This window comes from Streptomyces sp. B5E4 (assembly GCF_039871555.1).
Lineage (GTDB): Bacteria > Actinomycetota > Actinomycetes > Streptomycetales > Streptomycetaceae > Streptomyces.
Genome location: NZ_JBDPMI010000001.1, coordinates 198,843 through 219,164, shown reverse-complemented (window position 1 = coordinate 219,164; position 20,322 = coordinate 198,843). Strand labels below are relative to the sequence as shown.

At 73.7% G+C, this 20,322-nt stretch carries 11 protein-coding genes and 1 pseudogene; 3 read left to right on the top strand and 9 right to left on the bottom strand.

Annotated elements, in window-relative coordinates:
- Positions 1–67 precede the first annotated feature (67 nt).
- Positions 68–1,549, top strand: a complete 1,482-nt coding sequence (locus tag ABGA99_RS00850) for an aminopeptidase P family protein (RefSeq protein ID WP_347581935.1) — start codon at positions 68–70, stop codon at positions 1,547–1,549.
- Positions 1,550–1,599: 50 nt separating this feature from the next.
- On the opposite strand, the gene ABGA99_RS00845 is transcribed toward ABGA99_RS00850, so the two are convergent.
- The 5 genes and pseudogenes from ABGA99_RS00845 to ABGA99_RS00825 all read right to left on the bottom strand — a co-directional run bounded on the left by ABGA99_RS00845 (position 1,600) and on the right by ABGA99_RS00825 (position 6,875).
- A complete protein-coding gene (locus ABGA99_RS00845) occupies positions 1,600–2,310 on the bottom strand; it encodes a GntR family transcriptional regulator (RefSeq protein WP_347581934.1) in 711 nt (236 codons plus the stop codon).
- Positions 2,311–2,446: 136 nt separating this feature from the next.
- Positions 2,447–3,355 carry a dihydrodipicolinate synthase family protein gene (locus tag ABGA99_RS00840; protein WP_347578879.1) on the bottom strand — a complete coding sequence of 303 codons (909 nt, stop codon included), beginning with the start codon at positions 3,353–3,355 and terminating at the stop codon, positions 2,447–2,449.
- 234 nt (positions 3,356–3,589) lie between these two features.
- Positions 3,590–4,039, bottom strand: a pseudogene (locus tag ABGA99_RS00835) (PPC domain-containing protein); the annotation flags it as partial.
- 100 nt (positions 4,040–4,139) lie between these two features.
- A complete protein-coding gene (gene secD, locus ABGA99_RS00830; RefSeq protein WP_347581933.1) occupies positions 4,140–6,362 on the bottom strand; it encodes a protein translocase subunit SecD in 2,223 nt (740 codons plus the stop codon).
- A 78-nt stretch (positions 6,363–6,440) separates the two neighbouring features.
- Positions 6,441–6,875, bottom strand: a complete 435-nt coding sequence (locus tag ABGA99_RS00825) for a hypothetical protein (RefSeq protein ID WP_347581932.1) — start codon at positions 6,873–6,875, stop codon at positions 6,441–6,443.
- Positions 6,876–7,350: 475 nt separating this feature from the next.
- On the opposite strand from ABGA99_RS00825, the gene ABGA99_RS00820 reads away from it, so the two are divergent.
- The gene (locus ABGA99_RS00820; RefSeq protein WP_347581931.1) at positions 7,351–8,013 is read left to right on the top strand and encodes an HNH endonuclease family protein; all 663 of its coding nucleotides are present in this window, start codon (positions 7,351–7,353) and stop codon (positions 8,011–8,013) included.
- A gap of 364 nt (positions 8,014–8,377) precedes the next feature.
- Here the strand turns inward: ABGA99_RS00820 and ABGA99_RS00815 are convergent, their stop codons facing one another.
- The 4 genes from ABGA99_RS00815 to ABGA99_RS00800 form a co-directional block, all read right to left on the bottom strand.
- Complete coding sequence (locus ABGA99_RS00815; protein WP_347581930.1) at positions 8,378–8,893, bottom strand: GNAT family N-acetyltransferase; 516 nt, start codon at positions 8,891–8,893, stop codon at positions 8,378–8,380.
- Between the two features lie 83 nt (positions 8,894–8,976).
- Entirely contained in the window at positions 8,977–9,639 is a 663-nt protein-coding gene (locus tag ABGA99_RS00810) for a response regulator transcription factor (protein ID WP_347578874.1), read from the bottom strand.
- On the bottom strand, positions 9,636–11,108 hold the full coding sequence (locus ABGA99_RS00805) for a histidine kinase (RefSeq protein WP_347581929.1): 1,473 nt from the start codon (positions 11,106–11,108) through the stop codon (positions 9,636–9,638). Before ABGA99_RS00805 ends, ABGA99_RS00810 begins: the two co-directional genes overlap by 4 nt.
- A gap of 68 nt (positions 11,109–11,176) precedes the next feature.
- The gene (locus ABGA99_RS00800) at positions 11,177–12,679 is read right to left on the bottom strand and encodes a glycosyltransferase family 39 protein (RefSeq protein WP_347578872.1); all 1,503 of its coding nucleotides are present in this window, start codon (positions 12,677–12,679) and stop codon (positions 11,177–11,179) included.
- Between the two features lie 530 nt (positions 12,680–13,209).
- Between ABGA99_RS00800 and ABGA99_RS00795 the strand changes: the two genes are divergently transcribed.
- The gene (locus tag ABGA99_RS00795) at positions 13,210–20,277 is read left to right on the top strand and encodes a SpvB/TcaC N-terminal domain-containing protein (protein WP_347581928.1); all 7,068 of its coding nucleotides are present in this window, start codon (positions 13,210–13,212) and stop codon (positions 20,275–20,277) included.
- The last annotated feature ends 45 nt before the right edge of the window (positions 20,278–20,322 follow it).

Below are 20,322 nucleotides of genomic sequence, written 5' to 3'. Positions count from 1 at the left end.
AAGGGATCGGCGGACTCGTTACGCACCCGTGTCCGGCACCCTCCCCCGCTCACCAGGAGCCGCCCCGATGGACAAGCCCCTCGCCCGCCCGCACACCGGCAGCCACGACCTCGACGTCTCGGCCGCCCTGCAGACCTTCATGAGCAGCGCGTGGGCGCCCAGCCCGCTGCCGTCCGGCCGCCGTGTCCCCGGCTACGACGCGCTCGCCGGGCGCCGGGCGCGGCTGTCCGCGCGCTTTCCCGGCGAGCGGCTGGTACTGCCCGCCGGGGTGCTCAAGGTCCGGTCCAACGACTGCGATCACCGCTTCCGCCCGCACAGCGCGTACGCCTGGCTGACCGGTCTGACCGGGGAGGACCAGGCGGGGCACGTCCTCGTCCTGGAGCCCGCCGGGGCCGAGGGGCACGAGGCCGTGCTGTACGTGCGGCCGCGCTCGGCGCGGGACACCGACGCGTTCTACCGGGACCGCCGCTACGGCGAGTTCTGGGTCGGCCGCCGCCCCGACCTCGGCGAGGCGGCGGAACTGACCGGTCTGGTCTGCCGGGATCTGGACGACCTGGCCAAGCTCGCCGCCGGACCCCGGCCGCCGGCCCGGGTGCTCTCCGGTCTCGACGCCCGCGCCGACGGCCTCTTCGACCGCGGCCCGCACAGCGCCGCCGAGCCGGACCGGGACGCCGAACTGGGCACGTACCTCGCGGAGTTGCGGCTGATCAAGGACGACTGGGAGGTCGGACAGCTCCAGCTCGCCGTCGACCACACCGCGGCCGGCTTCGAGGACGTCGTACGCGCCCTGCCCGCCGCCCTGCGTCATCCGCGCGGCGAACGCTGGCTGGAGGGCGTCTTCCAGACGCGCGCCCGCGCGGAAGGCAACGGCACCGGGTACGAGACGATCGCCGCCTCCGGCGAACACGCCTGCGTGCTGCACTGGATCCGCAACGACGGCCGGCTCGACCCGGCACGGCTGCTGCTGCTCGACGCCGGGGTGGAGACCGACACCCTCTACACCGCCGACGTCACCCGCACCCTCCCGCTCTCCGGGCGCTTCTCAGCCGTCCAGCGGGAGGTGTACGCACTCGTCCTCGCCGCCCAGGACGCCGGCATCGCGGCCCTGCGACCGGGCGCCCGCTTCCGCGACTTCCACCAGGCGGCGATGGCGGTGATCGCCGAGGGTCTGTACGACTGGGGTGTGCTGCGCATCACCCCGGAGGAGGCGCTGGGTCCCGACAGCGGGCTGTACCGGCGCTACACCCTGTGCAGCAGCGGGCACATGCTCGGTCTGGACGTGCATGACTGCGCCAGGGCGCGGGCGAGCGCCTATCTCGACGGGGTGCTGGAGGCCGGGCAGGTCCTCACCGTGGAGCCCGGGCTCTACCTCCAGCCGGACGACGAGACGCTGCCGGTGGAACTGCGCGGCATCGGCGTACGGATCGAGGACGACCTCGTGATCACCGAGGACGGTGCCCGGCTGATGTCCGGCGGGCTGCCGCGTGACCCGGACGCCGTCGAGGAGTGGATGGGGACTCTGCTCGACGGCGGCCGCCGGGCGGTCTGAGCGAGGGGCCGCGCGGAGCGCCGTCCTCGCCCGCGGCCGGCCCCGGTCGATCAGCCCTCGCCGAGGCGCAGTGCGCTCGCGCGCTTCGCGGCGCTGCGCTGACCGGCCGCCCACAGGGTGCGGATGTGGCCGAGGTGGCCCGCCATCAACTCCTGGGCCGCGGCGGCGTTGCCCGCGATCATCAGATCGAGCAGCGTGAGGTGCTCCTGCGCGGAGTCGACGAGCACGCCGGCGCGGTCGAGGTCCGTCAGGCCGTACAGCCGGGAGCGGTTGCGCAGTTCGGCGACGACGGTGACCAGGTGGTCGTTGCCGGCGAGCGCGAGCAGGCTGAGGTGGAAGCGGCGGTCGGCTTCCAGATAGCCGATGAGGTCGTGGTCGCGGGTGGCCTTGACGATGTCCTCGGCGAGGGGACGCAGCGCCTCCAGCTGCTCCTCGGTGGCGAGTTCGGTCACCCGGCCCACCGTGGGGACCTCGATCAGCTCGCGGATCTCCGTGTAGTCGTCGAGGTCGCCCTCGGTCATCTCGGTGACGCGGAAGCCCTTGTTGCGTACGGCCTCGACCAGGCCCTCGCGGGCGAGGTCGAGCATGGCCTCGCGGACGGGCGTGGCCGAGACGCCGAACTCCGTGGCCAGCGCGGGCGCGGAGTAGATCACGCCGGGACGCAGCTCCCCCGCTATCAGCGCGGCGCGCAGGGCGTTGGCGACCTGGTCGCGCAGGTGCTTCTGCACCGAGATGAGCTTGCCCCGCTTCGCCTCAGCCATGGTGGTCCCTCCGGAAGCGGCAGGGGCTCGTTGCGCGATGTGACATTGTTGTATCGTACCCCGGCCTTCCGCCCCGGCGGCCGAGGACCGGGACGGAAGGCGGCTGAGGGGGCCGTACGCGAGGCGGAGCGGGCGGTCAGCCCAGGCCCTCGGCGAGCAGCTTCTCCGTGATGCCCCTGACCACCGCGGCCTGTTCGTCCGGCAGCGGCGAGCGCGGCGGGCGGCAGGGGCCGCCGTGCAGCCCGGCGACGTCCATCGACAGCTTGATCGCCTGGACGAACTGCGGCTTGGAGTCCCAGCGGAGCAGCGGGTGCAGGGCCCGGTAGAGCGGCTTGGCCAGCGCCAGGTCGCCGCCGGTGGCGGCGCGGTAGAGGGTGGCGCAGGCGTCGGGCAGCGCGTTGGGGAAGCCGGCGATCCAGCCGACGGCGCCGGCGATGGCCAGCTCCAGCAGCACGTCGTCCGCGCCGATCAGCAGGTCGAGTCCGGGGGCCAGCTCGGCGAGTTCGTACGCGCGGCGGACGTCGCCGGTGAACTCCTTGACGGCGACGATGCTCTCCTCGCCGTGCATGGCGGCGAGCAGCGCGGGGGTGAGGTCGGTGCGGGTGTCGTACGGGTTGTTGTACGCGACCACCGGCAGGCCGACCTCGGCCACCTCGGCGTAGTGCGCGCGCACCGCCGCCTCGTCCGACCGGTACGCGGTGGGCGGGAGCAGCAGCACCGAGCCGACGCCGGCCTCCGCCGCCCGCTCGGTCCAGCCGCGCGCCTCGGCGCTGCCGTACGCCGCGGCGCCCACCATGACCCGGTCGCCGTCGCCCGCCGCGGCCACGGCGGTGTGCACCAGGCGGATGCGCTCGTCGTCGGTGAGGGTCTGGTACTCACCCAGGGAGCCGTTGGTCACGACCCCGTCGCAGCCGGCGTCGAGGAGCCGGCGGACGTGCTCGGCGTAGGCGTCGAAGTCCACGGTCAGGTCGGCACGCAGCGGGAGCGCGGTGGCGACCATGAGGCCGTGCCAGGGGCGGGACCGGTCCTGTGGGGCAGAGGTCATGGAGTACTCCGGGTGAGTCGCGGCAGGCGGGCGGGGCCGCGCTGGCGCGGGCCCGTGACAACAGTACAATGTCACATGATTCTATGGATACCGGCCCCGGCGGGCGGCGCCCCGGGGGTCCGCCGGCCGGGCACGCGGACGGCCCGGGTGGCGGCGGTGGTGCGTTCCGCCCGCCACCCGGGCTCCCCCGGGTTCCTCCCTCCCGTACCGTCGTCTCCTCCTGTCCCTACCCGGTCAGTACTCGGTGGTGACCGTGGCTCCGCTGAAGTCCGCGGCGGCGGCAAGGGTGAGGTAGTGGTAGCCCGCCGGCGGGTTGCCGACCGTCAGCGTCTCGCTGTTGCCCGGTCCCGTCGACCTGCTGGTCCAACTGCCGGTCGTGGCCCAGGTGCTGCTGTTGTAGTAGAGGTCGGCGTTGCCCGTGCCGCCCTCGGCGGTGATCTTCAGTTGCCGGGTGCCGGCCGGCACGTAGAGGTAGAAGTACGCGTAGTCGCCCGCTCGCGCGGTGACCCCGCTGCGCCGGCAGTTGCGGTCTATCCGACGGGTGTCGGCGCCGGTGCACTCGGTGATGCCGCCGCCACCGCCGCACTCGCCGGCGGCGCACGCGGTGAGCCACGTGTGCCAGTCACCGTCGTGGCGCGAGCCGATGCTGCCGGTCAGATAGCTGCGCGCGGCGCTCCAGTTGCCGCCTCCCGATTCGGAGATTGCTGGCATGAGCATGTACATGTCGCCAGTAATATGTCACACATCACATGTCCGAGGAAGACGTCGCGCAGGAAGTCGTCGCTCACCTCTTCTTCCGGGCGTCGAGTTCGATGGCGAGCGGGGTGGCGGTGAAGACCGAGGAGTACGTGCCCGCGGCGATGCCGATGAGAAGCGCGAGCGCGAAGTCGGTGAGGGCGCCGCCGCCGAGCAGCGCCAGCGCGGCGAGGATGAAGACGGCGCCCATGCCGGTGTTCACGGTGCGCGGCAGCGTCTGCAGGATCGCCGCGTTCGCGGCGGCGCGGAACGGCTTCTTGCGGTCGGCGGCGACGAGTTCGCGGACGCGGTCGTACAGGACGACGGAGTCGTTGACCGAGTAGCCGATGACGGTGAGCAGGGCGGCGAGGAAGACGCCGTCGACGGGCTTGCCGAGCCAGGCGAAGACGCCGACGAGGATCACCGCGTCGTGGACGAGCGCCGCGACCGCGGAGGTGGCGTACGTCCAGCGGAAGCGGACGGCGAGATAGATCAGCTGGGCGGCCAGGGCGACGCCGAGCGCGATGAGCGCGCCGGTGCGCAGTTCCTCGCCGAGGCTGGGCCCGATCATCTCGTCGCGGACCTTCTCCGCGCCGCCGCCCAGCTCGTCCAGCGCGGCGGTGACCTCGGCCGCCTCGTCGTCGGAGAGTTCTTCCGTGCGCACGCTCAGCTCGCTGTCGCCGGAGGTGTTGACGACGGCGCGCGGCTGCCCGATGCCGGCCAGCGCGTCGCGGGCGTCGTCGGCGTCGACGGGCTGCGTGGTGGCGTACTCGATGAGCCGGCCGCCGGTGAACTCGACGCCGAAGTCCAGCCCGCGGGCCACGATGCCGCTGCCGGCCAGCAGCAGGGCGACGCCGGAGAGCGCGAGCCAGCGGCGCGAGTACCGCATCAGCTTGGGGTCGCGCCGGACCAGCCAGGCCCGCACCCGGCCGTGGCCCGCGATCCCGGAGCGGCCGGGACGTACCCGCAGGGCGCGGCGGCCCGCGGCGAACTCGGCGAGGACCCTCGTGACGACCAGCGCGCTGAACATCGAGGCCAGCACGCCGATGGCGAGCGTGACGCCGAAGCCGCGCACGGGTCCGGAGGCGAGGAAGAAGAGCAGCCCCGCGGCGATGAGCGTGGTGACGTTGGAGTCGGCGATGGCGCTGAACGCCTTGCGGAACCCGCCGGCCAGCGCGGTGCGCACGGTGGGCCGCCGGCCGGCGGCGTACTCCTCCCGGGCCCGCTCGAAGACCAGCACGTTCGCGTCCACGGCCATACCGATGGCCAGCACGAAGCCGGCGAGCCCGGGCAGCGTGAGGGTGGCGCCGAGGGCTGCCAGGGCGGCGTAGGAGATCAGCGCGTAGCAGGCGAGGGCGACGGTGGCCAGGAAGCCCAGCAGCCGGTAGACGAAGACGATGAACAGCGAGGTCAGGGCGGCGCCGATGAGCGCGGCCCAGGCGCTGGCGGTGATGGCCTCGGCGCCGAGGGTCGGGCCGACGGTGCGCTGCTCGACGGTCTCCAGCGGCACGGGCAGGGCGCCGCCGTTGACGAGCAGGGCCAGCTCGCGCGCCTCGTCGCGGTCGAAGTCGCCGGTGATCTGGGTGGATCCGCCGGTGATTCCGGTGCGGCAGCCGACGCCGGGGTCGACCTGGGGCGAGGAGATGACCTTGCCGTCCAGGACGATGGCGATGCGCCGCGCCGGATCCCCGGGGGGCGCGCACGCGGCGGCGCCGGTCAGCCCGGCCCACTCGCCGCCGCCGTCACCGTCGAAGCCGACGGTGACGAACCAGCCGCGGGCCTGCTGCGTGTCGAAGAGCGCCTCGGCGTCGGCGATGTCGGCGCCGGTGAGCGCGGCGGCCCCGAGGCGCAGCGGCTGCCCGTCCTCGTCGGGCAGCACCTTCCCGTCGCCTGCCTTCCCGTCTGCCGCCGTGTCGTCCGCGATGCCGAGGACGGGGTGGAAGGTGAGCTGGGCGGTACGGCCGAGCAGGTCGGCGGCCTCGCGGGGGTCCTGGACGCCGGGCAGCTCGACGATGATGCGGTCGTCGCCGGAGCGGGTCAGGGTGGGCTCGGTGACGCCGAGGGCGTCGATGCGGTTCCGCAGCACTTCGAGGGTGTGGTCGGTGGAGTCCGCGTCGGCTTCCGCGGTGTCGGAGTCGCGGGCCTCCAGGACGATCTGGGTGCCGCCGCGCAGATCGAGCCCCAGATGTACGGGCACGAAGACGGCGACGGCGACGGACAGGGCGAGAACGGCGAGGGCCAGCACGGCCCGCACGCGGGTAGCGCGTGTCATGGGTTTTGCTCCAGCCAGGCATGGCGCGGTGGCCCGCGTGCGCGGGGGGCGCGCCGGGGTGGATGAAAGGGGGTGGTGTCAGCTGCCTGGAGCTGGTGGAGGTGCGCGTTCCGTACCGGGCGCGGGGCTGAAGCCGGGAAGGGTGCCGCCGTCCGGCGGGGCCGGGGCGGGGACGGAGGGCGTACGGGGGAGGTCGTACGGGGGCCGGGGTGCGGCGACGAACGGGGCGGAGGGCCGCTCCGCGGGGGCGCCGCGCTGGGCCTGCTGGGGCGCGGCGTGGTCCTCGGGCCCGGTGCCGGGGGCGCCGGCGAGGTGCTGGTCCGCGCTCGGGGCGGGCTCGCCGACGACGTCGAAGGCGGCACCGTACGACGACGGCCCGCCGTACACCGCGGCCCCGCCACCCTGCCCGGCCCCGAGCACACCGGCAACGGCGAGCACGACGGCGACGACCACACCCCGCCACCGGCCGCCACCGCGGGAGCCGGGACCGACCGCGCGCGCGTACCTGCTCATACGCGGTCTCCTAGGTAGCCGGACGGGGCCCGCAGAGCGAGCACGAATAGGCCAGGCTACTCACCCCCACCCGACAAAGACACCCGGCCCCACCGCCCCCGGCACCGGAGCCCGCCCGACCGCGGGTACCGGACCTCCCACGGCGGGCGCGAGGGTGGCGGTCCGGCGCGCTCGGCGCCGCACAGGAGGGCGGCGGAACGGGCGTTCGTGACGTACCGGACATGCGTCCGTACCGGGGCCGGAGCACCGGCCGGGAACACGGATCCGGCCCGGCAGACGCGGTGGCGCATGAGGCGGACATGTCATGGGCATGTCTATACGCGTAGACGGGGCGGGCTGTTCGAACCTGCGTCAACCGTAGGGCAGTTCGGCACCGGCGGCGGGGTTCCCCGTCGGCTCGTCTGACGCCGCTCGCGGTCGCCGCGGCGGTGGTTTCGCTCGGTCGCAGATGTTCCTCCTCACCCCCCTGGAGGCCATGTTGCTCGGATCCTCGGCGATATCCCCGCGCGGCTGGACAGCCGCGCTCTCCCTCCTGGCGCTCGCCCTCGGCGTCGCGCTCGGCGCGGCGCCGCCCGCCGCGGCGTTTCCGCCCGACGTGCCGCCCAAGGCGCAGGTGCAGGCCGAGCTCAACAGCCTGACCGTGGCCGCGGAAGGCTCGATGAGCGGTTACTCCCGTGACCTGTTCCCCCACTGGACCACGGTCTCCGGCACCTGCAACACCCGCGAGACGGTCCTCAAGCGCGACGGCACCAACGTCTCCACCGGCGCCGACTGCTACCCCACCTCCGGGTCCTGGTACAGCTACTTCGACGGCGTCACCCGCAGCTCACCCTCGCAGATCTCCATCGACCACATCGTGGCGCTGGCGGAGGCCTGGCGCTCCGGCGCCAGCTCCTGGACCACCTCCCGCCGTCAGCAGTTCGCCAACGACATCACCGGCCCGCAGCTCATCGCGGTGACCACCGAGGTGAACAGCTCCAAGGGCGACCGCGACCCGGCCGACTGGAAGCCCCCGCGCACCGCCTCCTGGTGCGGATACGCCAAGTTCTGGATCCACACCAAGTACCGCTGGAACCTGAAGATCGACTCCGCGGAGAAGACCGCGGTGCAGAGCATGCTCAGCGGCTGCTCGTACTAGAACCGCCCGCCGGGCGCCCTGGCCCCACCGCCGGGGTGCCCGTGCGCGGGCCCGGTCAGTGGAGCGCACGCAGCACGGCCCGGACGGCCCCCGAGATCCCCCGGCCGATCCACCCCAGCACTCCTGCCGACACGGCCACGTCGGCCCCGCCCGCGGCCACGTCGGCCCTGCTCGACCCGGCCCCGCACGCCGGGCAGGAACGGGGCCAACGGCGCTTCCCCGCACCGCACTTCCTGCATAGCGCCACGAACTCGATCTCCCCGCTGCTCCCGGTCCGGGGCCCGTCCGGGCTCCCGGAGCCGGCCGTCACCGCCGGTCACCGCTGACGTACCCACCCGCCGCCTCGTCCGGCGCCCGGACCAGGTTACCCAGCGGTGTGCGAACGATCGTGGGCCAGGTCACGCCGGTACCACGTGCCCGGTTCGCCGCCGAGGCGGGCCGGGTCGACCGGGCCGACGGCCACGAAACCCGCTTTGATCAGCACCTTCGTGGACGCGGCGTTCCGCTGGACGGTGGCCGCCCGCAGGGTGCGCAGACCGTACCCGGTCGCCGACCGGCGGCACAGTTCCCGGACGGTCGCGGTCGCCAGGCCCCGGCCCGTGGCGTGCTCCGCGACCCGGTAGCCGAGTTCCGCGGTCCCGTCCTCGATGTCGACCAGGTTGAACCTGCCGAGGACCGCACCGTCCTCGTCGACGAGGACGTGGAAGGCGCAGACGCCGCTCTCCTGCTCGGCGAGCAGCGCGCCGAACCGGTCGGGAAAACGGTCGAAGAAGGCGTCACCGCGGTCGGGGACGGCGGCCGCAAAGAAGGCGCGGTTCGCCAGCTCGAAGGCCAGCACCGCCGACGCATGTCCGGCACACAACCGCTCCAGCTCAGGCATCGCCCGACTCTACCCACGAGGCCTCTCCGAGGGCTCCCGGTTTTTCCCGCCGACGTCACCGGCCCCCGCAGCACGCTCACCGATCAGCCGGCGGGCCGAACGAGGCGGGTCTCGTAGGCGAAGATCGCGGCCTGGGTGCGGTCCCGCAGCCCCAGCTTCTCCAGGACGCGGCCCACGTGGGTCTTGACGGTGGACTCGGCGACGACGAGGCGGGCCGCGATTTCGGCGTTGGACAACCCCTGCGCGATGAGGGCGAGGACCTCGGTCTCGCGGCCGGTGAGGCCGGCGACGCGGGCTTCCGCCGGGAGGTCCTGCACCGGCTTGCGCTCGGCGAAGACGGTGATCAGGCGCTTGGTGACGGTGGGCGCGAGCAGGGCCTCGCCGGCGGCGACGACGCGGACGCCCTCGGCGAGCTGGCGGGCGGAGGCGTCCTTGAGGAGGAAGCCGCTGGCGCCGGCGCGCAGGGCCTCGTAAACGTACTCGTCGAGGTGGTACGTGGTGAGGATCAGGACCTTGGCCCCAAGACCGGAGTCGGCGATCCGGCGGGTGGCTTCGAGCCCGTTGACCTCCGGCATCCGGATGTCCATGAGCACGACGTCGGGTGCCAGCAGGCGCACCTGGTCCAGCGCCTCGCCGCCGTCGGCGGCCTCCCCGACGACCTCGATGCCGGGCTGCGCGTCGAGCAGCACGGTGAACCCCTCGCGCACCATGGACTGGTCGTCGGTGACGAGCACCCGGATGGTCATGTGCCGACCGCCTTCTCCGGGGAGTCGTGGGCGGGTTCGGCCACCGGGGCGCCCGCGGGGGCGTCGAGGGGATCGCCCGCGGGGTCGTCGGTGAGGAGCAGCACCGCCACCTCGTAGCCGCCGTCCGGGGTGTCGCCCGCGGTCATCCGGCCGCCGAGCATCGCGACGCGCTCGCGCATCCCCGTGACGCCCTGTCCGGCGCCGGGCGACGGCGGCCGCTCACCGGTCGGCGCCTCGTTGACGATCCGCAGGGCCAGACCGCCCAGGACGTAGGACAGCTCGATCTTCGCGGAGGCGCCGGGTGCGTGCCGCAGGACGTTGCTCAGGGCCTCCTGGACGATCCGGTAGGCCGACAGCTCGACGCCCTGCGGGAGTTCGCGGCGCGCGCCGGTGACGGTCTTCTCGACGGTCAGGCCCGCGTCGCGGACGTTGCCGAGCAGCCGGTCCAGGTCGGCGAGGGTGGGCTGGGGCGCGGACGGCGCCTCGTAGTCCTCGGTGCGTACGACGCCCAGGACGCGCCGGAGTTCGGCGAGCGCGGCGATGGCGTTCTCCCGGATCGTCGCGAAGGACGCGGTCAGTTCGGGCGGCGGGTTCGCCACCCGGTAGGGGGCGGCCTCCGCCTGGATCGCGATGACGGACATGTGGTGCGCCACGACATCGTGCAGCTCGTGCGCGATGGACGTGCGCTTCTCCAGCCGCGTACGCCGGGAGCGCTCCTCGGCGGTGAGCGCCCCGCTGGCCTCGGCGCGGCGGCTGGCGGCGGTCCAGCCGCGTACCGAGACGGCGACGGCGATCACGACGGCCGAGGCGACGGTCATCTGGAGGGCGTTCACTTCTTCAAGCGGCCGCAGGCTCAGCCAGGACGCGACGAAGCTGCACAGGGCGGTGAGGAGCCACATCGCGACGGCGGTGCCGACGCTGCGGCGCAGCGCGGCGATCGTCAGCACGACCAGGTGCGAGACGAACGTCGCATCCGCCCAGGGCCAGTCGTCCGCCCCACTGACCGTGGCCGCGATGGCGAAGCACGCCACCAGGGACAGCCACCAGGCGCCGACCGGCCGGAAGAGGACCAGCAGCAGGGGAAGCGCGGCGGCGAGGCTGACGGGCAGACCCATGTGCCCGCCTTCGAGGCCGCTCATGTAGTGCGGTTCGTAGTCCCCGAACGCGTCGTAGTACTCGCTGTCGCCGATGCCGTACCAGCCGCTGCCCCGGCCGAAGAGGTACGCCGCAAGCGCGACGATCGCCATGTGCGGCAACCAGACGGCCACGCGCCTGACGGCGGGGCGCAGGCCCCTCATCACCGGCGCGTCCGAGGGCAGCGCGGGCAGCGGCGTCAGCGCGAACGCTTCCTTGAACAACTCGCGGCGCGTCGTATCCGTCCGGAGGCTCACAAGCCGCCAGCCGTCCCGGATCACCTCGAACTCGCCGCGAATGCGGGGGGCTTTGCCCGTGGACTCGATCACCCGCACACCGTACGGGCGTGCGGGGCCCGGCGGCGTCCTTCCGGATACGGATCCGTGCGGGTCCCCCTCAGGTACTACGCCGGGTCGCACAGGCCGGGTCGGGCGTAGAGGGTGACGCGCGCGCCGCGGACCTCCGTGCTCTCGCAGAGGCGGAAGTGCCCCCGCAGGACGTCCCGTTTCACCTTCTCCTGAGCGCCGGCTTCGACCGGCTCGCCGGCGGGGTCGTGCAGCACGACGATCCGGTCGGCAGCGAGCATCCGGGCGCGGATGGCCGCGGCCGGCAGCTCCACGCCGTAGAGGGTGTCCGACGCGCGCGGATCCGTCCGCGCCGCGAGGTCGACCAGGCCGGCGAACGCCGCGGGGTCGGCCGCCTGCCAGACACGGCGCCTGCCGGGCATGAAGAGCAGCCCGTCACCTGGCCGCCCCTGCGCCTGGACGGCGCGGGCGATGGCGCCGAGGTCGTCCTTGCGGCTCTCCGGGCCGCGCAGATGCAGCCCGACCGGAACCAGCGCCACCAGCACGGCCGCGGCGGCGAGGGCGGCGAGCAGGTGCCGCTGGTACCTGCGGCGCCACAGGTGGTCCAACGTGGCGCCGAGGAGCAGCGCGAGACCGGCCTCCTCGTAGAGGACGTAGCGGGAGACGTAGAGCGGAACGATCGCGGAGGACAGCAGCAGGACCCCGCCGGGCAGGATCAGCAGGGGCAGCGCGAGGGCCCGTAGCCGCCGCGCCCCCGCCGGGAGGAGGGCGGCGCAGAGCAGGCCGGCGAGGGCGGGGACGACGTAACCGAGGAGCGCACCGGGGCCGGGCGGGCCGATCCAGGCCACCTGCTCCGACTGCCGGGAGCTGACCACGGCGAGCGGGGCCAGCGCGGCCGCCACCGCGCCCGCCGTCCACGTCCAGGCCCGCAGGGCGTTGCGGGAGGACGGCATGATGCGGAGGGTGGCACCGTGCGCGGCGACGGCGAGCACGGCGAACTCGTGCAGCAGACAAGCGGCCAGTGCCACCGTCCCGTAGGCCGCCCACAGCCGGGTCCCGCGCTCGTCGAGGGCGCGTACGAAGAGCCAGGTCGCCCAGACGACGGCGGCGCAGACGAGCGCGTACGAGCGGCCTTCCTGCGCGTAGCGCTGCACGTCGGGCAGCAGCGCGAAGGCCAGGCCCGCGAGCAGCCCGGCACGGGGGCCTGCCAGCCGGCGGCCGAGGAGCGCGACGCCCGCGGCCGCGGCGGACATGGCGAGCAGCGAGGGCAGGCGCAGCGCGACAAGGCTGTCGCCGAACACGCCGAACACCCCGTGCATCAGCAGGTAGTACAGGCCGTGGACCGCGTCCACGCCGGCGAGCGTGTCCAGGAGTCCGGAGATGTCGCGCTGCGCCATGTCGTACGTGACGGCCTCGTCACGCCACATCGACCCCCGGCGGGTGAGCCCCCACAGCCCGAGGACGAGGGTGAAGACGGCGGGGATGAGGGCGGACGGCCATGGCGGCCGGGTGGAGGGGGCAGAGCGGCGGGCAGTGGCCCCGGCGGGCGGGTCGGCGACCTCCGGCCGGAGGGCGGGGGCGTCGGGCCGGGTGAGAGGCATGGGCGGGCTCCTGTACGCGCGGCCACACGCGCGCCGCCCGCCCTTGCCGGCTACGGACCCGCGCGGCCCGGCGGTTCCGGGCAGGGGGCGGTAAGGCGGCGGCGGAACAGGGGTGCGGTGAGGCGGTGGAAGAGGGCCGCGGGCGACGCGCGCTCCCGCTCGGACAACGGGCAGGGGAGCCGGCCCCGCGCGTCCCGTCGGTATGAACGCTCGGCTTCGGTACCGCCACAACCTAGGACGGCGGCTGCCCCGGGCACTTCCCCCTCGGTACGGAACCCAGAAGGTCCGCCTCAGGTGCCGGGGTCCGCCCCGCGGCCGGGGCGGCGGCGGCCCTCGCGGCTGCGCTCACGCCCGCTCCCCCGTCTCGTCCACCGCACGGGCCCCGGACGGACGTCAGCGGCCCGGCCGTGAACAACGATCTCCGTAATCTCAGCCTTTCAGGTGCCTATGCGCTCTTGACACGTGATCTGCACCCTTCACCTCCCTAATCTGAGCGCGACTACTCAGCTCGGCGGCCCTGGGAGGGGCGTATGGGTGAGGGGCAGACCGGCGCCGCGGCGGTGTCCGAGGACCGGAGGGCAGACGGCCGGGAGGCCGGGGAACCGCGCGGGTTGCCGTCGTTGGCGCTGCCCACGGCCGGCGGGGCGCTCCGGGGCATGGGAGAGAAGTTCACGACCGACCCGGTGTCCGGGACCCCCTCCCTCTCCGTGCCGCTCGCCGTCTCGCCGGCCCGCGGCGCCGAGCCCGCGCTCGCCCTCGGGTACGACTCCGGGGCGGGCAACTCGGCCTTCGGGCTGGGCTGGTCGCTCGACGTGCCGTCCATCTCCCGCCGGACCGACAAGGGGCTGCCGCGGTATCTCGGCGCGGACGTCTTCCAGTTGTCCGGTACGGAGGACCTGGTGCCGGCCGCCGTGCCCGCGCCTCGCACCGACGGTGCCTACGACGTCACCGCGTACCGGCCGCGCACCGAGGGCGCGTTCGTGCGGATCGAGCAGTGGCGCTTACGCGACACCGGTGACCTGCACTGGCGGGTGACGTCGAAGGAAAACGTCACCAGCGTCTACGGGCGCGACCCGCAGGCCCGCGTCGCCGACCCGGCCGACCCGGGCCGGCGGGTGTACCGGTGGCTGCTCCAGCGGACCGAGGACGACCGCGGCAACGTCACCGTGTACGAGTACAAGCCCGAAGACCGCGCCGGTGTCGACACCTCCGCCCCCGAGGAACGCAACCGCACTCATGTCGCCAACCGGCACCTGAAGCGCATCCGGTACGGGAACACCGAACCCGGCGCCGCCGCCGGCTTCTGCTTCGAGGTGGTGCTCGACTACGGCGAGCACGACGAGGACGCGCCCGCCCCGGACGAGGTCCGGCCGTGGCCGGTGCGCGCCGATCCGTGGTCCACCCGCAGGCCCGGCTTCGAGGTCCGCACCTACCGGCTCTGCCGCCGCGTGCTGACGTTCCACCGGATCCCCGAACTCGGGCCCCGGCCGCAGTTGGTGAGCGCCATGCTCCTCGGGTACGACGAGGACCCGGCCGCCACCAAGCTGGTCTCCCTCACCCACCGCGGCTACGTGCCCGACGGGCGGGGTTACGAGTACGCCGAGCTGCCCCGGCTCAGCTTCGGGTACACCGAGCGGACCGTATCCGCCGAGGTGGGCACGCTGACGTCCGACGAGGGCGACGTACGGCTCGACGGGCCGTACCAGTGGGCGGATCTCGACGGCGAGGGGATCGCCGGCTTCCTCGCCGAGCAGGGCGGTACCTGGTACTACCGGCGCAACCTCGGCGGCGGCCGGGTGGGCCCGCCCCGGCCCGTCGACCCGGTGCCGGGCGGGGCGGCCGGGGCCGCCGGGCGGCAACTGCTCGACCTCGACGGCGACGGGCGGCCCGCGGTCGTCCGACTCGGCGGTGGCCGCCCCGGCGGCCCCGGCGGCCCCAGCGGCACCGCCGACCCCGGCTATCACGAGCGCACCCCCGACCGCGGCTGGGCCGGCTTCGCGACCTTCCGCCACCTGCCGTCGCTGGACTGGGACGACGCGAACCTCCGGTTCGCCGACCTCACCGGCGACGGGCTCGCCGACGTGCTCGTCACCGCCGACGACGGCCTCACCTGGTACCCGTCCGCCGGTGCCGACGGGTTCCGCGACGGTGAGACCGTCGCCGCGGGGCGCTCCGAAGAGCACGGTCCCCGGCTGCTGTTCGCCGACGCGGAGCAGAGCGTGCACCTCGCCGACATGACGGGCGACGGACTCACCGACCTGGTGCGGATCGGAAACGGCGAGATCGCGTACTGGCCGAGCCTCGGCCACGGCCGCTTCGGGCCCAAGGTCGCCATGGCCCACGCGCCCGTCTTCGACCATCCGGACCGCTTCGACCAGCGGCGGATCCGGCTCGCCGACGTCGACGGCAGCGCGCCCGCCGACGTCCTCTACCTCGGCCCGGACGGCGTGCGGCTGTGGTTCAACCAGGCGGGCAACTCCTTCGGCCCGCCCGAGCACGTCGACGGCGTCCGCCACACCGGCGCCCTCGCCCTGGCCTCGGTGGCCGACGTACTCGGGCAGGGCACGGCCTGCCTCGTCGTGGCCGAACCCCGGCCGGACGGCGAGCCGCAGGTGCGCTACGTGGACCTGATGGCCGGCGGCAAGCCGCACCTGCTGAACCGCACCGAGAACGGCACCGGCCGGGTCACCACCATCCGGTACGCCTCCTCCACCGACTTCCACCTGGCCGACGAGGCGCGCGGGGAACCCTGGCTGACCCGGCTGCCGTTCCCCGTCCAGGTGGTCGCCGAGACCGTCACGTACGACGCCGTCGCCGACACCGAGCTGGCCGCGGCGTACCGCTACCGGCACGGCTACTTCGACGGCGCGGAGCGGGAGTTCCGCGGCTTCGGGTACGTCGAGCAGCGAGACGCGCTCACCACCGCCGCCGGCGAGCTGCACCAGCCGCCCGCAGTGGTGCGGCGGTGGCAGCACACCGGCTGGTACCCGAGCCGGGACCGGCTCGGCACCCCGTACGCGGACGAGTACGGCGGCCCCCTGCTGCCCGGCACCCCGCTGCCGCCCGAACTCACCCCGGCCGAGGAGCGCGAGGCGGCGCGGGCGCTGCGCGGGCAGGTGCTGCGCGCGGAGACGTACGCGGAGGACGGCACGGCGAAGCAGCAACGTCCGTACTCCGTCGTGGAGTCGAGCCCCCGGATGCGACTCGTGCAGCCCGCGGGCGCGGCGGAGCACGCGGTGGTGTTCGTCCACCCCGGCGAGGCGCTGACCGTGTACACCGAGCGGCAGCCGGATGATCCGCGCACCGTCCACGAGGTCACCCTGGAGGTCGACACGTGGGGCAACGTCCTGAAGTCGGCGCAGATCGCCTACCCCCGCAAGTCTCCGGCCGACCCCGAGCAGGGGCGGCTGCGGCTCGCGGTGACGGAGAGCGTCGTCGCCAACGACACGGCCCTGGCGGACCGCTGGCGGATCGGCGTGCCCGTGGAGAGCCGCGAGTACGAGATCGGCGGGGTCGTGCAGCGCACCCCGGGCGAACTGTTCGCCGTCGACCACCTCCTCGCCGGCCTTGCGGCAGCCGCGCGGCGCGAGGTTCCGTACCACGAGGAGCTGTCCGGCGGTGAGCCGCAGCGGCGGCTGGTCTCGCGCACCCTCACCACGTACGCCTCCGACGACCTCGCCGACGAACTCCCGCTCGGCTCCCCCGGGCTGCGCGCGCTGCCGTGGCGCACCTACCGGCTGGCCTTCGCCCCCGGACAGACCACCGCCCTGTACGGCGACCGCCTCGATGACGCGGAGCTGCGCGAGGCCGGCTACGTGCGGCGGGCGGAGGGCGCCGGCTGGTGGGCGCCGTCGGGGCGGCAGGTGCCCGACCCCGGCGAGTTCTACCTGCCGACGCTGTACATCGACCCGTTCGGCGCCGAGTGGGAGACCGAGTACGACGACCACCACCTGCTGCCCGTGCGGGTGTACGACCCGCTGCGCAACAGGGTCGAGGCCACCGCGCACTACCGCGTCATGCAGCCCTGGCTGCTCACCGACCCCAACGGCAACCGCACCGGCGTACGGTACGACGCGCTCGGTCTGGTCGTCGCCACCGCGGTGCTGGGCAAGGAGGGCGGCGACGACGGCGACGTGCTGGACACCTCGACGCCGGAGGCGGCCGAAGGCGACGACCCGACCGCCACGGTGACGTACGACCTCACCCGGACCCCCGTGCGCTTCCACGCCGCCGCCCGCGAGCGACACCGCGACCCGCGCTCGCCCCGGCATGACACGTGGACCTACCTGGACGGCACCGGCCGCGTCGTGCTCACGAAGGTCCGGGCGGAGCCGGCGGAAGGGGAGAGCGCCGAGCGCTGGGTGGGCACCGGCCGCACGGTGTACGACAACAAGGGCAACCCCATCCGCCGGTACGAGCCCTACTTCGCCCCCGGCAGCGGCTTCGACACCGAGGACGAGCTGGTACGCCGCGGCGTCACCTCCGTGCTGCGCTACGACCCGCTTGACCGGCTGGTGCGCACCGACTTCCCCGACGGCACCCGGTCCGAGGTGGAGTTCAACGCGTGGGAGCGGTGGGACCGGGACCGAAACGACACCGTGCGGGACAGCCGCTGGTACGCCGAGCGGGCCGGGCTGCCGGACACCGATCCGCAGGGGCGGGCCGCCCGGCAGGCGCTGGAGCACGCGGGCACGTACACCGAGACCCGTTTCGACTCGCTCGGCAGCCCGCACCTGACCGTCCAGGACAACGGCGCCGGCCGCCGGTTCACCACCGAGGTGCGGCGCGACGTCCAGGGCCTGGAGCGGGCCGTCGTCGACGCCCGGCAGCTCCCCGTCCTCTCCCAGGACTTCGACATGCTCGGCCACGCCGCGCACACGGTCAGCGCCGACGCGGGCGAGCGGTGGAGCCTGGTCGACGTGCTGGGCAAGCCGGTGCGCGGCTGGGACGGCCGCGGCGGCGAGATGTGGTGGGGATACGACGAACTGCGGCGTCCCTCGTACTCCAGTGCCGTCGCGCCGCAGGAGGAGACCGAGCGGCTGCGCGTCCGGTACTACTACGGCGAGGCGCTGCCCGACGGCCGGGCTCGCAATCTGCTGACCCGGCCGTACCTGGTGTTCGACGGGGCCGGGGTGGTGCGCACCGCGGGCGTCGACTTCAAGGGGAACGTGACGGCGACCGAGCGCCGGCTGGCGGCCGACCCGGTCGGCGAGCCCGACTGGGCCCGGCTGGCGGAGGTCGAGGACCCGGTGGCCGCCCTCACGCTGGCGGCCCCGCTGCTGGAGGGCACCGCCCACCGGTCCGCCACGGCGTTCGACGCTCTCAACCGCCCCACGCTGGTCACCACCCCGGACGGCAGCCGCACCCGGCCCACGTACAACGTGGCGAACCTGCTGGACCGGGTGGAGGTGGCCGTGCGGGGCGCCGGCACGTTCACCGAGATCGTGCGGGACATCGACTACGACGAGCGCGGCCAGCGCACGCTGATCGAGTACGGCTGCCGGGCCCGCACGGTCTTCACCTACGAGCGGGACACGTTCCGGCTCGCCACCGCGTCCACCTCGGCGGCCGGCGGCGCGGCGTGGCAACGGCTGGCCTACGCGTACGACCCGGTGGGCAACGTGGTGGTGATCGACGACCCTTCCCAGGACACGGTGTTCTTCCGGAACACGGCGGTCGGCGCGCGCCGTACGTACACCTACGACCCGGTCTACCGGCTGGTGTCGGCGACCGGCCGCGAGCACGTCGGGCAGACGACCCAGCCCGGCCCGGCCGACGTGCCGTACGCGCCCCTCCCGCACGCCAACGACAGCTCCGCGCTGCGCCCCTACACGGAGACGTACGCCTACGACGACACCGGCAACATCCGCACCGTCACCCACACCGCGAGCGGCGGCGGCTGGACCCGCCGCCACGACACCGCCGCCGACGGCAACCGCCTCCTCGGCAGCAGCCTGCCCGGCGACCCGGAGGGCACGTACAGCGCGGTCTACACACACGACGCCAACGGGAACGTCACGGCGATGCCGCACCTGGCCGCGCTCGACTGGGACGTGGAGAACCGCCTCGTGCACGTGGACCTCGGGGGCGGCGGCGACACCTACTACCAGTACGACGCCATGGGTCAGCGGGTACGGGCCACGACGCGGCGCGGCGGTGGCACGACGGAGACCCGGACCTACCTGGGGATCACCGAGCGGTATCGCCGCACGGCGGCGGGGCGGGCCGTGGAGGAGCGCGAGACGCTGCACGTGACGGATGGCGCGCGGCGGGTTGCCCTGGTGGAGACGGTCACCGTGCGCGACGGCCGCGCGGTCCCGGCGCCGCGCCCGGCGATCCGCTACCAGCTCGCCGACCACCTGGGCAGCTCGGCGCTGGAGGTGGATCAGGACGGGGCGGTCCTGAGTTACGAGGAGTACCACCCGTACGGGAGCACGTCCTTCCACGCGGAGACGGGGGCGGTGAGCCGCAAGCGGTACCGCTTCACGGGCAGGGAACGCGACGAGGAAACAGGCTTCACCTACCACAGCGCGCGCTACTACGCCCCATGGCTGGGCCGGTGGACCTCACCCGACCCGGCCGGGCTGGTCGGCGGCCCGAACCGCTACGTGTACGCCAGCGACAAGCCCACGGTCATGGTGGACCCGAGCGGACTTGAGGACACCAAAGCCCAGGGGCCGGACACGATCCTCAACCCGCGCTACCGGTCCAAGCCCGTGGCCGACTTCCTCAACGAGGTCGCGTCGAACGCCAAGAAGGACCCGGCGACGTTCACGGCCGTCCTCGACATCGTCGGGGCGTACTACGTCCGGCACGAGCACAGCAAGAACCTCGTCACCTTCGACATCGACACGAAAGGGATGCAGGAGGCCGGGTTCTCGGTCGAGGACATCAAGGAACTCGACAGGGTTTTCAACGAAACCGGCTTCGCCCCCCTCGGTAAGTCGGCCGACGGCGCGTGGATCGACGACGGCACCGGCAACGCCCTGCTGATCCACGATGTGACGTCGGAAGAGGCGGACCAGATCCAGGACGCTCTCCTGGCCCAGCACCAGGCGCAGGCGAGAGCACAGGCGAACGAGCTGATCTGGTCGTTGCTCGGCGCCATGGCGGGGGTGCGGCGGGAGAAGCTGCGCTTCCCGTCCGTAGGCACTCAGAGCAAGCCCGTCCGCTGGGGGAAGGGCAACGACAACCAGGGGCGGGACGTCGAGGAGGTCACCCGGAACATCCACTCCGGTACGAAACTCAACGCCAATCGGAAGGACATCGACCGCGTCGAGCACGGCCCGGGCGGGGAGGCCGCGCCGGCCGTGGAGATCGGCCAGACCAAGTCCCTGGACTTCACGCGCCCTTCCTACGTAGCGAAGCCATCGCGTATCAGAGTCCGCGTGGCCGGCGCGGCCGGTGACCTGTCGACCGTCAACGGCGAACTGGTCGGTAAGCGTGTGCGGGTCGAAGTGGACGCCTCCACCAGACGGGTGCTGGACGTGGCCGTACCCGACCAGACGATGACCCGGGAACAGAGGGAGGCATTCGAGGAGGCGGCCGAACTGGCCGCAGGCATGGGCGTGATCGTCAGATACCTGAGGCTGAGATAGCCCGCGCAGGCGTGACCGAGGGACCGTTCTCGACGGAGCAGATGG